Source organism: Streptomonospora litoralis, from assembly GCF_004323735.1.
GTDB lineage: Bacteria > Actinomycetota > Actinomycetes > Streptosporangiales > Streptosporangiaceae > Streptomonospora > Streptomonospora litoralis.
In genome coordinates this window covers 4,447,177-4,459,847 of the sequence record NZ_CP036455.1, presented here as the reverse complement: position 1 = coordinate 4,459,847, position 12,671 = coordinate 4,447,177, and the positions used below count along the sequence as shown (strand labels likewise).

Annotated in this window: 10 protein-coding genes; 6 read left to right on the top strand and 4 right to left on the bottom strand. The window is 72.6% G+C overall.

The features are described 5' to 3' along the window. Positions 1 to 37 precede the first annotated feature (37 nt). The 6 genes from EKD16_RS18745 (at position 38) to EKD16_RS18720 (ending at position 7,578) form a co-directional block, all read left to right on the top strand. Complete coding sequence (locus tag EKD16_RS18745; protein ID WP_131099633.1) at positions 38 to 2,245, top strand: hydantoinase/oxoprolinase family protein; 2,208 nt, start codon at positions 38 to 40, stop codon at positions 2,243 to 2,245. After that, positions 2,242 to 4,131 (top strand): hydantoinase B/oxoprolinase family protein, encoded by a 1,890-nt coding sequence (locus EKD16_RS18740; RefSeq protein WP_131099632.1) that lies wholly within the window; start codon positions 2,242 to 2,244, stop codon positions 4,129 to 4,131. Before EKD16_RS18745 ends, EKD16_RS18740 begins: the two co-directional genes overlap by 4 nt. Then, positions 4,128 to 5,069 (top strand): carbamate kinase, encoded by a 942-nt coding sequence (locus EKD16_RS18735; RefSeq protein ID WP_131099630.1) that lies wholly within the window; start codon positions 4,128 to 4,130, stop codon positions 5,067 to 5,069. The genes EKD16_RS18740 and EKD16_RS18735 overlap by 4 nt, the downstream gene beginning before the upstream one ends. Positions 5,070 to 5,107: 38 nt before the next feature. Next, the gene (locus EKD16_RS18730; RefSeq protein WP_131099628.1) at positions 5,108 to 6,217 is read left to right on the top strand and encodes a barbiturase; all 1,110 of its coding nucleotides are present in this window, start codon (positions 5,108 to 5,110) and stop codon (positions 6,215 to 6,217) included. Between the two features lie 236 nt (positions 6,218 to 6,453). After that, entirely contained in the window at positions 6,454 to 6,723 is a 270-nt protein-coding gene (locus EKD16_RS18725; RefSeq protein ID WP_131099626.1) for a DUF6406 domain-containing protein, read from the top strand. 552 nt (positions 6,724 to 7,275) lie between these two features. Next, positions 7,276 to 7,578 carry a Dabb family protein gene (locus EKD16_RS18720; RefSeq protein WP_131099624.1) on the top strand — a complete coding sequence of 101 codons (303 nt, stop codon included), beginning with the start codon at positions 7,276 to 7,278 and terminating at the stop codon, positions 7,576 to 7,578. Positions 7,579 to 8,017: 439 nt separating this feature from the next. On the opposite strand, the gene EKD16_RS18715 is transcribed toward EKD16_RS18720, so the two are convergent. From EKD16_RS18715 to EKD16_RS18700, 4 genes are all read right to left on the bottom strand, one after another. Further along, positions 8,018 to 8,851, bottom strand: a complete 834-nt coding sequence (locus EKD16_RS18715; protein ID WP_131099622.1) for a DNA alkylation repair protein — start codon at positions 8,849 to 8,851, stop codon at positions 8,018 to 8,020. Between the two features lie 341 nt (positions 8,852 to 9,192). Then, on the bottom strand, positions 9,193 to 9,561 hold the full coding sequence (locus EKD16_RS18710; protein ID WP_131099621.1) for a hypothetical protein: 369 nt from the start codon (positions 9,559 to 9,561) through the stop codon (positions 9,193 to 9,195). Between the two features lie 507 nt (positions 9,562 to 10,068). After that, the gene (locus tag EKD16_RS18705) at positions 10,069 to 11,211 is read right to left on the bottom strand and encodes a cytochrome d ubiquinol oxidase subunit II (protein ID WP_242677054.1); all 1,143 of its coding nucleotides are present in this window, start codon (positions 11,209 to 11,211) and stop codon (positions 10,069 to 10,071) included. Positions 11,212 to 11,278: 67 nt separating this feature from the next. Next, positions 11,279 to 12,532 (bottom strand): cytochrome ubiquinol oxidase subunit I, encoded by a 1,254-nt coding sequence (locus EKD16_RS18700; RefSeq protein ID WP_131099617.1) that lies wholly within the window; start codon positions 12,530 to 12,532, stop codon positions 11,279 to 11,281. Positions 12,533 to 12,671 lie beyond the last annotated feature (139 nt).

The following is a 12,671-nucleotide window of genomic DNA, read 5'->3' as shown; positions in this document are numbered from 1 at the left end:
CGGCCGAAGCGAGTCGCCGACACGCAGGGGCGGGTGAATGGCGGAGCAGCGCAGGGTCCGCATCGGGATCGACACGGGAGGCACGTTCACCGACGTCGTCGCGCTCGACGAAGACACCGGTGAACTGCTGGCCACCAAGACACCCTCAACCCCGGCCGACCCCTCCGCCGGGTTCATGGACGGCGTCGCCAAGGCGCTGGACCTGCTCGGTGGCGGCACCGCGGTCAGCGCCGTCTCCCACGGCACCACAGTGGCCACCAATCTGCTGCTGGAGGGCAAGACCGGCCGGCTCGGGTTCATCACCACCGAGGGCTACGAGTTCATCCTGGAGATCGCCCGCCAGGCCGTGCCCGACGGCTACGGCAACTCCTACTTCTGGATCAAGCCCGAGCGGATCGTTCCCGCCGACCTGGTGCGCACCGTCGGCGGCCGGCTCGACCACACCGGCGCCGAACTGCGTCCCCTGGAGGAGGAGGGCGCCGCCGCGGCCGCCCGCTGGTTCCGCGACCGCGGCGTCGACACCATCGGCGTCTGCCTGCTGCACGCCTACGCCGACCCCGCGCACGAGCGGCGGCTGCGCGAGATCCTGCGCGCCGAGCACCCCGCTGCGACCGTGTCCCTCAGCTCCGACGTGCTGCGCGAGTACCGCGAGTACGAGCGCTCCATGACGACCCTCGTCGACGCCGCCGTCAAACCCGGCGTCACCCGCTACATCGGCAGTATCGCCGCACGGCTGGAAGAGGCCGGTGCCGGACCCGGCGGTGCGCGCCCCCCGTTCCTGGTGATGAAGTCCAACGGCGGCGTGGTCTCGGCCGAGGAGGTCGTGAACCAGCCGATCAGCACCGTCATGTCGGGGCCCGCCGCCGGAGCGCTGGGCGCGGCGCTGCTGGCCGGGCGCGCCGGCTACGACCGCGTGCTCACCCTGGACGGCGGCGGCACCTCCACCGACGTCTCCGTGGTGCTCGGGGGCGAGCCCGGACTGACCACCGAGGGTTCCGTCGGCCGCTACCCCTCCAAAATCCCGATGATCGACGTCGTCACCGTCGGCGCCGGCGGCGGTTCCATCGCCCGCATCTCGCCCGAAGGCGCACTCAAGGTCGGCCCCGCATCGGCCGGCGCCGACCCCGGCCCGGTCTGCTACGGCAACGGCGGCACCGAGCCCACCGTCACCGACGCCCACGCCGCCCTCGGCCGCATCCCGCCGCACCTGCTGGGCGGGGAGATGCCGCTCGACACGGCCGCCGCCGAGGCGGGCCTCGCGGCGCTGGGGGAGCGGCTGGGACTGGACTCCGCGCAGGCCGCCGAGGGCATCCTGCGGATCTCCGCGTGGAACCAGGCCAACGCACTGCGCCAGATCACCGTGCAGCGCGGGCTGGACGTGCGCGACTTCCGCCTGGTGGCGTTCGGCGGATCCGGAGCGCTGCTGCTGTGCCCGCTGATCGACATCCTCGGTCCCGCAGGCGCGTTCGTACCGCCCGACCCCGCCAACGTCTCGGCGTTCGGCCTGCTCAGTGTGGACGTCCGCAACGACTACGTGCGCACCCGCGTTGCCCGCCACGCCGAACTCGACGCGGCCGCCGCCGAGGCGGTCTTCGCCGAACTGGCCGCCGAGGCCCGGACCGCGCTGCGTGCCGAAGGCTTCGGCGGCGCGGAGGAGCCCGAGGGCATCGGCGGCATCCGCCTGGAGCGCAGCGCCGATCTGCGTTACTTCGGCCAGGCCTACGAGGTGCGGGTGCCGGTGCCCGCCGAAGCGCTCGACGCGGCGTCCGCCGACGCGGTGGCACGGGCGTTCCACGACGCCCACCGCGACCTCTACGGCTACGACCTGCGCGACGACGCCGCCCAGCAGGTGGAGTGGGTGAACCTGCGGGTGACCGGCATCGGCCGCATCCGCCGCCCCGAGGCCCGCACGCTCGCCGCCTCCGCCGAAAGCGGCGCGGACGCCGCCCTCACCGGCGTGCGCGACGTCCGCTTCGACGGCGACGTGCACCCGGACACGCCCGTCTACCGGCGCGACGCGCTCGCGCCGGGCCGGAGGCTGCACGGGCCCGCCGTGATCGAGGAGTACGGGGCGACGCTGCCGCTGCACCCCGGCTTCACCGCCCGCGTGGACGCCTCCGGAGGGCTCCACGTCACCTCCGACGCCGCGAACGCACGCGGCGCCGCCGCCGACGCGGCCGCGGCGTCGCCCGGCGCCTTCGTCCACACCGCAGCCGCAACCGCAGCAGAGGAGGTGCAGCGTTGACCGGCGACCCCGCCTCTGCGGCCGCGGTCGAGCGCCCGCCGGCCGACCCCGTGCTCGTCGAGATCGTGGAGGGCACCCTGGCCTCGGTGGAGAAGGAGGTCGAGACCGCGATCGCGCGGACCTCCCGCTCGCCCATGATCCGCGACGCCCACGACTTCCGGGTCGGCATCCACGACCGGCGGCTGCGCAAGCTCACCGGCCGCTCCTACTCCGCCCTGGTGCACCCCGTCGCGCGCGACTTCCCGCTGGAGACCATGCGCCCCGGCGACGTGTTCTTCCACAACGACGTCTACGAGTCCGAAGGCGGCATCGGACACCTGCCGGACCTGTGCGTCACCGTGCCCGTCTTCCACGACGACGGCTCCGGCGCGCAGGTGGTGGCGTTCGTGCAGGCGTTCGGCCACCACGACGACATCGGCGGAGCCTGCCCCGGGTCCATGCCGCCCAAGGCCACCTCGGTCTACGAGGAGGGTCTGATGGTCCCGCCGATCAAGCTGTGGGACCAGGGCGTGCCCAACCGCGCCGCGCTGCGCATCATGGTGCGCAACTCCCGCATGCCCGCCTCACTAGCCGCCGACCTCGACGCCGAGTGCTCGGCCTGCCTGATGGGTGCGCGCCGCCTCGGCGACCTGTTCGACCGCTACGGCCGCGCCGCCGTCGAGCGCAGCTTCGACGCCGTGCTGGAGGCCACCACCGAGACCTACCGGCGCGAGATCCTCGCCAAGATCCCCGACGGCACCTACGTCTGGGAGGACTACGCCGAGCACGACGGCGTCGACGAGCCGCGGCTGCACCGCCAGCGCATCACCCTCACCAAGGTCCCCGACCGGCTGATCATCGACTTCGCCGGGACCTCGCCCCAGGCCAGGGGGCCCATCAACCACTGCGCCGACTACGCCGACGGCAACTTCCTGAAGAAGTGGCTGGCCCCCATCCTGCGCAACCTCGCCGACACTCCCGAGCGGATGGCCGAGCTGGACGTCAACGAGGGCGTGGTGCCGCTGATCGAGATGCGCTTCCCCGAGAAGGGCACCCTGCTCACCCCCGTCTTCCCGGCGCCGACCAACGCCCGCACCTTCGTCATCCTGCGCCTGCTGGGCGTGCTCGCGGGCACGCTGGCGAAGGCGGTCGACGGCAACATGCCGGCCGACCAGGAGACCATCCGCTACACCGGGGTCTTCGGCACCGGAGCCGACGGCGAGCCCTACCTGATGCGCGAGGTGCTGGGCGGCGGCTCGGGAGGGCGGCACTACGCCGACGGCGAGGACACCATCCACGTGGTGCCCGACTCCCGCAACCTGCCCACCGAGTTCACCGAGTCGCGCTTCCCCTTCATCGTCGAGCGGCTGGGCCTGGCCGTGGACTCCGGCGGTGCCGGGCGGTTCCGCGGCGGGCTGGGCTACGAGAAGCACATCCGGATGCTGCGCGACGCCTCCTTCATGTCCATCGCCGACCGCTCCATCCTCGCCTGCTGGGGCGTCAAGGGCGGCGGCGCCGGCGCGCCCTTCCAGGTGACCATCGACCCCGGCGGCCCGGCCGAGCGCGAACTCGCCGGACTGGTGGAGGCCGAGCCGGTGCGCGCCGGCGAGGTCATCCGCATCCGCACCACCGGAGGCGGCGGCTGGGGCGACCCGCTGGAGCGCGAGGTCGACGCGGTGCTGGCCGACGTCCGCTGCGGCAAGGTGTCCCGCCGCGCCGCCCGCGAGGACTACGGCGTCGCGGTGGAGGGCCCCGACGACGCGCCGAGCGCCGACGCACCCGAGACCGAGGCCCTGCGGGAGCGCATGCGCCGCGCCCGGCCCGCCGACGCCCCCTTCTTCGACCGCGGCCCCGGCTACTCCGCCCTTTCCGGCGGGGAGCCCTTCCCGGAGGTCGACCGCCGGTGAGTGCGCCCCGTGTAGTGATCGCGCTGGGCGGCAACGCGATGACCGCCCCCGACGGCAGCGCCCGCCCCGACGACCAGCGCAGCGCCCTGACGGCGGCGATGGAGCACGTCGCCGACCTGATCGCCGACGGCACCGAGGTCGTGCTCACCCACGGAAACGGGCCCCAGGTCGGCAATCTGCTGGTGAAGAACGAGCTCGCCGCCGATGTGGTGCCGCCCGTCACCCTCGACTGGTGCGGCGCCCAGACCCAGGCCACCATCGGATTCACCATCGCCGACGCGCTGGAGGCCGCGCTCGCCCGCCGCGGGCACCCCCGCGCGGTCGGCGCCGTGGTGACCCGGACCCTGGTCGACACCGCCGACCCCGCGTTCGCGCGTCCGGCCAAGCCCGTCGGCCGCTACGTGTCTGCAGAGGAGGCGGCACGTTTCGCGGCGCTCGGGCAGGACTGGGTCGACTTCGGCGAGCGCGGATGGCGCCGTGTGGTGCCCTCGCCCCAGCCGCGCGAGATCCTCGACGCCCCGGCAGTGCGGGCACTGCTGGCGGCCGGAGTCGTGCCGGTGGCCGCGGGAGGCGGAGGAGTGCCGGTCGCACGCGGCGGCGACGGCGTGCTGCACGGAGTCCAGGCGGTGCTGGACAAGGACCGCACCGCCGCCCTGCTGGCGTGCGCGCTGGAGGCCGACCGCCTGGTGATCGCCACCGACGTGCCCGGCGCCGTGCTGGGCTACGGCACCGGCGAGGCGCGTCCCATCGGCCGGATCAGCGCCGCCGAGCTGCGCGGCCACCTCACCGCGGGGCACTTCGCCGAGGGCAGCATGGGCCCCAAGGTCGAGGCGGCGGTGCGGTTCGTCGAGGCGGGCGGGCGGCGCGCCGCCATCACCGGACTCGATGGTGTCGCCGACGGATCGGCCGGTCGCGCGGGTACGGTCGTCGAGCCGTGATGTCGCTCACAACGAATCCAGAAGGAGAGGTGGCGCAGATGCCCACGCCCATCGAAGTGCACAAGGTGGCGATCGAGAGCGTCACGGACGCGTCCGGGCTGGCCCGGCTCATCGACGACGGCGTGCTCGGCGCCGACGACGTGCTGGCCGTGGTCGGCAAGACGGAGGGCAACGGCGGAGTCAACGACTACACCCGCATCTTGGCCGACCGGGCGTTCCGCGAGGTGCTGGTGGCGAAGGGGACCCGCGGCGAGGAGGACGTGAAGCGGATCCCGCTGGTGTGGTCGGGCGGCACCGACGGCGTGATCTCCCCGCACGCCACCGTCTTCGCCCGCGCGCCCGAAGGACGCTACGCGCCGTCGGACGAACCGCGGCTGGCGGTCGGCATCGCCATGAGCGACGAGCTGCTGCCCGAGGACATCGGGCGGCCGGCCATGGTGCGCAAGGTCGCCGCGGGCGTGCGGGCGGCGATGGCCGAGGCGGGCATCAGCGACCCGGCCGACGTGCACTACGTGCAGACGAAGACGCCGCTGCTGGTGCTGGAGACCATCAACGACGCCAAGTCGCGCGGCCACGACGTGGTCACCGAGGACACGCTGAAGTCGATGGACATCTCCAACTCCACGACCGCGCTGGGCATCGCCACCGCGCTGGGCGAGATCGAGGAGCCCTCCGCCGAGCAGATCCACTCCGATCTGGGGCTGTACTCGTCGGTCGCCTCCTGCTCCTCGGGCGTGGAGCTGGACCGGGCGCAGATCGTCGTGGTCGGCAACGCGCGCGGCGTGGGCGGACGGTACCGGATCGGCCACGGCGTCATGACCGACGCGCTGGACGCCGACGGCATCTGGTCGGCCATCCGCTCGGCAGGGCTCGACCTGCCGAAGCGCCCGCACCCCGACGACCTGGGGGACCGGCTGGTCAACGTGTTCCTCAAGTGCGAAGCCGACCCTTCGGGCCGCGTGCGCGGGCGGCGCAACATCATGCTGGACGACTCCGACGTGCACTGGCACCGCCAGATCAAGGCCACCGTCGGCGGCGTCGCGGCCTCGGTGACGGGCGACCCCGCGGTCTTCGTCTCGGTGGCGGCGGTTCACCAGGGGCCTTCGGGCGGCGGCACGGTCGCCGCGGTCGTCGACCTCGGGGAGTGATATACGCGTCACCGGAAGTCGACAACCTCCCACCGGCGCCGTCATGCGCTCTTCGAACGCCTTCCGCGGAGTCTTCCAGCCTGCATGCAATTGCACGGCAAGAGGAGTAAGGTTCGGTACACCTAAGGGCGGATTCCTCCGGGGAGCCGCCCGTCCCGCGGCATGGGCAAAAGCCGAAAAGGGCGACAGCCGAAAAGGCTAAGCCGGAAATCTCGCATGACGGGAGACGGTCGGACGTGGATCACGAGATCGGCGCGGAAGAGAGAATCACCTACGGCCGAAACGACCGATTCCCAGGCGGTCCGGTCGGCGGCGGACGCTTCTGGCTCGATGAGGACGGCTCGCCGGCCGCCAAACTCGGCGGACCCGAAGAATGGCGCGACGAGGGCATGATCGACGTCCGCACCGGCGACACGTTCACCGTCGGCGGCCAAACCTGGCGAATCACCGACATCGTCGACGCCGACTCCGACGACGCGTACCTGATGGCGGTCCGCGTGAGCTGACACAGAGGCCCGAAAAAAGGTCCGCCGTCCGGCCCGGCAGGTGCGGACGGCGGGCCTACCCGGTTGCGAGTCTTGCGGGGGTGCGGCTCGGGTTGGCTGTGCGGCCTTCTGGTCGGCCGGGTGGCGGGTGGTCTTATGGAAAAGCGGCGTCCGCCGTCTGTTCCGTAGTCGCCTGGGGCCGGTGGGGCTGGAGATGCCTGTGTCTACATGTGACCGGTTAACGCCGTTATGTTTGGTTTATCCCAGCAGGTAGATCACCGCAGGTCAGTCGCGGTATACCGGCAATCGAGACCTTTCGGTTACCTGATCAGTCCGTGCGCGTAATCGAATCGCGGTTACCGTCGACCCACGACGCGGTGCCCCACCGCGTGGGACCGGTCACAACCCCGCACGGTGTCCGGCCCGCGCGACCGCGGTTCGCATCCCCCTGTGACCGGCCCCAGGAGCTGTCCCCCGCCCCTGGGGCCGGAGTCGTCTCGGGGCCGACGTTTCCCGTGCCCGCGCCGCCGGGGCGGACCCCGTCGGGCGGCGGTGGTCTAGTAGCTTCCTGCCATGGCACTGAGGCACATCGCATTGTTCCGCTGGTCCGAAGGCGTCACCTCCGAACAGGTAGCCCGCGTCGAGGAGGAGCTCTCGCGGCTGCCCGGCGTGATTCCGCAGCTCGACGGCTACTCGTTCGGACGCGATCTGGGGATCGGGGCCGACACCTTCGACTTCGCGGTCGTCGCGGACGTCGCCGACGAGGACGCCTTCGCGGCCTACCGCGACCATCCGGAGCACCAGGAGGTGCTGGGCGTCATCCGGCCGCTGCTGGCCGAGCGGGCTTCCGTGCAGTTCCGCACCGGCACCGCCTGACCCGGCGGGCGCCTGGCGCATGCTCCTGCCAGGTGCTCCGAGACCGCGCGTACCGCTCTTGTGCGGGTCGGCCGCGTGTACCGGCAGCCGGTCGGTCCGGCCTCGCAAGCGCACCGAATTAGAGCAGGTTCTGGTGTCGCGGGGATATCCCTCAGTATCCCAGCAAAGATGCCTGAAACCGGTCCGCTTCGAGGTATTGCAGTGAAACCGGTTCTACAAATACGTTCAGCGTGAGGCCCGGCACGGTGAAAGCCGTCGGCGGACGCACCTCGCGTCGCCGGAACCGCATACCGGGCGCCCTACGTGTCGCCTGCCGGCGGTGGATCGCGCCCCGCCGCCGGCGGGCGGCGCCTTGGGGAGCGGTTCTCACCGGCGAACGAGTCCGCGCCTGCGCCACGAGCATCACCCGGCGCGAACGCGGACGGACGCCCGCCCCTCCTCAGCGCCCGGGACGCAGGTGTCGGGTGGCCGTGGGCGGCGCCGCGCCGTAGTCCCCCTCCGACGCGCCGCTCACCGAGCCGTCGGCATCCCCGGCCGCCGCCGCGTCCGTCGGCGCAACGGATCCGGCGGTTTGCGGCGGCGGGCCGATGTGTTTGAGCGCCTCCCGCCGCGCCAGGGGAGCCAGCGTCTCCTCGTGTTCGGTGACGAAGGCGTGCACCCAATCCGGGTCGGTGGCCGCATGGCTGCGCAGCGCCCAGCCGACGGCCTTGCGGATGAAGAAGCCCGGGTGCGTGAGGTTCGGCTGGACCACCTCGGCCAGCAGCCGGGTGTCGGTGCGCTCCTTGGCGTGGATCTGGCAGATGATCGCGGTGCGCCGCAGCCACATGTCGCCGCAGGTCGACCAGGACCGCACCACCGGCCGCACCGAGTCGCGCCAGTCGAGCAGCAGCGGACCGACGCGGCGCGCTGCGATCTCGTCGACGTAGTCCCACCACGCCCCGGCCGATACCAGGTCGCCGTACAGCCCCAGCGAATCGGGCATCTGGAACCGGCGGTACAGCCGGTCGCCCGTCAGTTGGACCGCGGCGTAGCGCTCCTCGCGGTGGGAGGCCACCTCCCAGAGCGCCCGAACCGTGTCCTCCCATGTCGTCCGGTCCTCGATGGGATGGGCGGCGAACACCTCACGCATGGCGCGCCGCCGCGTTTCGGCGCGGACTCCGTGGAAGGGCAGGTCCGACTTCATGTAGGCGCGCATGGGTTCCGCGCTGTCGGAGTCGGCCAGTTCACGCAGCCGCTCGCGTACGGCCGCCACGACGCCGAAGTGCGCGCTCACGCGGCACCCGCGACGGTCGGCGCGGGGCGCGGGGTCACCAGGGCGGCGCACCGGGCGCCGAGGGGATCGAACAGCACGTCGATGGTCTCCTTGAAGCAGAAGACGGGCTCACTGCAGGGGAAGCGGAGGTCAAGACTCCCGGAAAGGATAGCGGCCTCCTGCGCGATGTCCCGTACGGTCGTGGCCAGTGTGCCGTGCGCGCGAACAGTTCGGCGGTGTCGGCTCCCATCGTGCTCGCGGCCCTATTATGCGCTGTGCGCGCGGATCCCACTACACGCCTCCCGCCGGTCCCGCGGGGCGCGGACCGCGGTCGGTGTTTCGGCGGCAGGCCGGGACGGGGATCAGTCCAACCGCCGCGCCATCTCGCGGACGGTGGGGCAGGGCCACCGCAGCATGCAGCACCGGCACCGCTGGGCCGGAGCTGAGTCGCCGCTGCCGATGGCGCCGGCGTCGCGCGGGCGGTGCGAGTCGAGCAGCGCCAGGCAGAGGTCGGCGAAGGACACGATCTCCTGGCGGGCGTTGGCGTAGAAGGCGATGTCGTTGACCCGCATGAGCGCATTCTCGCCCGCCTGCGGCGGTATCCCGACGGTGTCGGGCCCCCACGGCACCGCCTTGGCGGCGCGTTCGCGGATGCCCTCGACGTGGCTGCGCAGCCGCTCGTGTTCGTCCAGACCGCCCGCCGCGGACGTGAAGATGTCCGAGATCGACATCGTGATCCTCCCCGTGCAGCGTGGGCCGCGCGGACGGCCCGCCGCGATCACCGTCGGTGTTCCCCGGTGGCGATTGTCGCAGGTCGGCGGGCCTGCCGCCGTTCGGACGCGCCGCGTATACCGGTAACGATCGCCGCCGCGGCTGCTGTGCGAGGAGCGGTCGGAAGCGGAGCGGGTCCGCTCCGCCGCCGGCCCCTGCGGTCGGGCCGGCGGCGGTACGGGGTCAGCTGCAGCTGCCGCCGCAGTTGCACGGGCCGCCGCTCTGGCAGCCGCAACCGCAGCTGGAACCGCAGTTGCAGCCGCCGGGGGCGGGAGGATTAGGCGCGGTCTCGGGCATGGTGCCTCCTCGGGGGAGCGGGGATGCCCTCCGGCGACGGGGCATCTCACTGCATCTGCTGAGGTGCCCGCTCCCGTAGATCACCAATCCGCGGGCCTGTCCCCGGGGAGCCAGGAGCGCACCATCCGGCCGTCCGAATCCGGTGCGGCGCAGGCGTGCCACGGCACGGCTCAAGCGAAGAAACCCGACGTCGGCGCCGGACGGCGGAGCACCCGGTACAGCCACAGCTGTCCCACCACTATGAACGGAACAACCGGGAGTATGGCGGACCAGAACAGCAGGGCGGTCCCGGTGGGAATCGGGGCGATGGGCAGGTTCACCGACGCCGCGATCAGCAGCGGCACCGATCCCAGCCCCAGCGCCGAGGTGTGCCGTGACAGCCGCGGCCCCGACAGGCCCGACGTCGCGGCGAGCGCGGCGAGAAGTACGAGCGCTGCTGCCGCGGCCGCCAGCGGACGGTCCGGCACCGCGCCGCCCGGCAGCGGAGCCGCCACCGCCGCCAGCACCCCCGCCAGCAGCGCCGCCCGGGCCACGGGGCGGGTGACCCGCGCGGCCGCGTCGGCGGACTCGGCCGATTCCACCGTCGTCGCGGTTTCGCGCACGGCTGCGGCTCGCTGGTCGGTCGAGCTGTCGCGCCGCCGGCCGGACGGCACGCCGTCCACTCCCGCGCTCCCTGCGGACGCGCCGCCGGAGGCAAGGGTGTTCCGTGTCTCGGCCGCCGCCGGTGCCGGCTCGACCGCGGCGCTCGCCTTGGCGATCCGCGGCAGGCTCCGCGGCGCGCCGTCGCCCCCCGGCCCCGGTGGAACCAGCCGCTCGGCGCCGAACGCGGCGCCGCGCAGCGCGAACAGCCCCGCGGACGTCAGTGCGCAAGCGATCGCGAACGGACTCAGCAGTCGCCCCTCGCCCAGCATCCCGCCGACGGCGAACCCCCACGACAGGGCCAGCACCCAGCTACCCGCGACGATCCAGGTGTCGCACACGGCCCGCCCCGCGCGGCCGCGCATCCGTCCGCGCAACCACAGTCCGGCGTCGCGGAACAGCCACCCGGCCAGCAGCGCCACGAACGCCGGCCACAACCCCGCGATCACCGCGGACTTCACCGCGGGGAACATCCCGATGGTCACGCCTATCGCGCCGAGCAGCCACACCTCGCTGCCCAGGAAGTAGGGCGCCATCGCCGACACGGCCCGCCGCCTCTCGGCGTCGGTGCGCGCCACGTAGGGCATCAGCATGCCCAGCCCGATATCGCATCCGGCTAGTACCAGGTACCCGGCCACCAGGCCGGCGAGGAGGACGACGGCGGCGATATCCACGGCAGGCTCCTTCGAGCGTTCCAGCGCTCGTGCGTTCGAGCGGTAAGAGGGGGGTCGGGCGGGCCGACTAGTACGTGTGCACGGCGACGTCCGCATCGGCGTCGCCGTCGGACGGTCCGCCCGTCGCCGCGGGCGCCAGCGGCCCCCGCTCGGGCCCGAGCCGGGCGAAGTGCACCAGAAGGCGGTAGGTGACGGTCGCCAGAACCGCGAAGGCGGCTGTGAACAGGGAGAACGACAGCACCGCCATGCCGGGGGTCATGTCGGTCATGGCATCGGCGGTGGTCAGCAGATCCTCCACCGCCCACGGCTGGCGCTGCGTCTCCCGCACGAGCCAGCCGCCCACACTCGCTCCGTAGGGCAGGAACGGCGCCATAGTCAGCGGCCACAGCAGCCACCGCCAGCGGTCCAGCCCGCGGAAGGTCCAGGCGGCCAGCAGCAGCAGACCGAGCAGCACCAGCAGGAACCAGCCGCCGAACATCAGCGTGTCGCCGATCGCCCAGAAGACGTTTCCGGAGGGCGCCCGCTCCTCGATCGCCGCGATCTCGGCGGCGCTGTAGGTCAGCCCGCTCGCCGGGGGTGCTCCATCGTGCACGGGGAACTGGAGTCCGCCGATCAGCATCGTCGGGATGAGCGCAGCGGCCAGTACCGCCGTTCCCTGGCGGATGCCCCGGCCGAACATGCGGTCGGCATCGCTGCGGCGGGCCAGGTGGTAGGCGCTGACCGCGACGACCACGGTCGCCCCCAGAAGCAGTGAGCTGACGGTGATGTGTCCGAGTGCCAGCAGCGTCGACGGGTTGGCCATCAGCGCCACCGGATCGCTGATGCGCGCCGTGCCGTCCTCCATCCGCAGCCCCACCGGGTAGCGCAGGAACCCGTTGGCCACCAGCACCCAGTAGGCCGATAGGTAGGCGGTCAGGGTGACCACGGCGAAGCACGCGAGGTGCGCCCGGCGGCTCATCCGGTCCCAGCCGAAGATCCACAGGCCCAGGAACGTGGACTCGACGAAGAACGCGCCCATCGTCTCGACGGCCAGCGGCGCGCCGAAGGCGTAGCCGAACACGTCGCTCAGCCCGCTCCAGTTCAGCGCCAGTTGCAGCTCCATCACCAGTCCGGAGAGCACGCCCATGGCGTAGTTGACGAGGTAGAGCCCGCCCCAGAACCGCACCGCCCGCATGCGCGACTCGTCGCGGCGCAGGGTCGCCCGGAGTTGGCCGAACAGGATGAACGGGGCCAACCCGAGGGTCAGGGCCACGAAGAGGTAGTGGACACTGGCGGTCAGCGCGAACTGCGCGCGGGCGAGCAGCAGTGGGTCTTCGAACATGTCGGTGACGCCTCGACGGTCGGTGGGATGCGATCCGGTTCGAGGATGTCGGCGCGGCTCTACGCGCGGCATCGCCTCCGGGAAGGCTTCTCGACTACCGCCCGGGGCGGTGGACCGGGCGTGCGGCTACCTCGCGCGT

Coding starts and splice junctions, on each gene's coding strand:
- EKD16_RS18730 (WP_131099628.1), top strand. CDS start 5,108: ATGCCCACGCCCATCGAAGTGCACAAGGTGGCGATCGAGAGCGTCACG.
- EKD16_RS18710 (WP_131099621.1), bottom strand. CDS start 9,561: ATGTCGATCTCGGACATCTTCACGTCCGCGGCGGGCGGTCTGGACGAA.
- EKD16_RS18700 (WP_131099617.1), bottom strand. CDS start 12,532: ATGTTCGAAGACCCACTGCTGCTCGCCCGCGCGCAGTTCGCGCTGACC.
- EKD16_RS18720 (WP_131099624.1), top strand. CDS start 7,276: ATGGCACTGAGGCACATCGCATTGTTCCGCTGGTCCGAAGGCGTCACC.
- EKD16_RS18745 (WP_131099633.1), top strand. CDS start 38: ATGGCGGAGCAGCGCAGGGTCCGCATCGGGATCGACACGGGAGGCACG.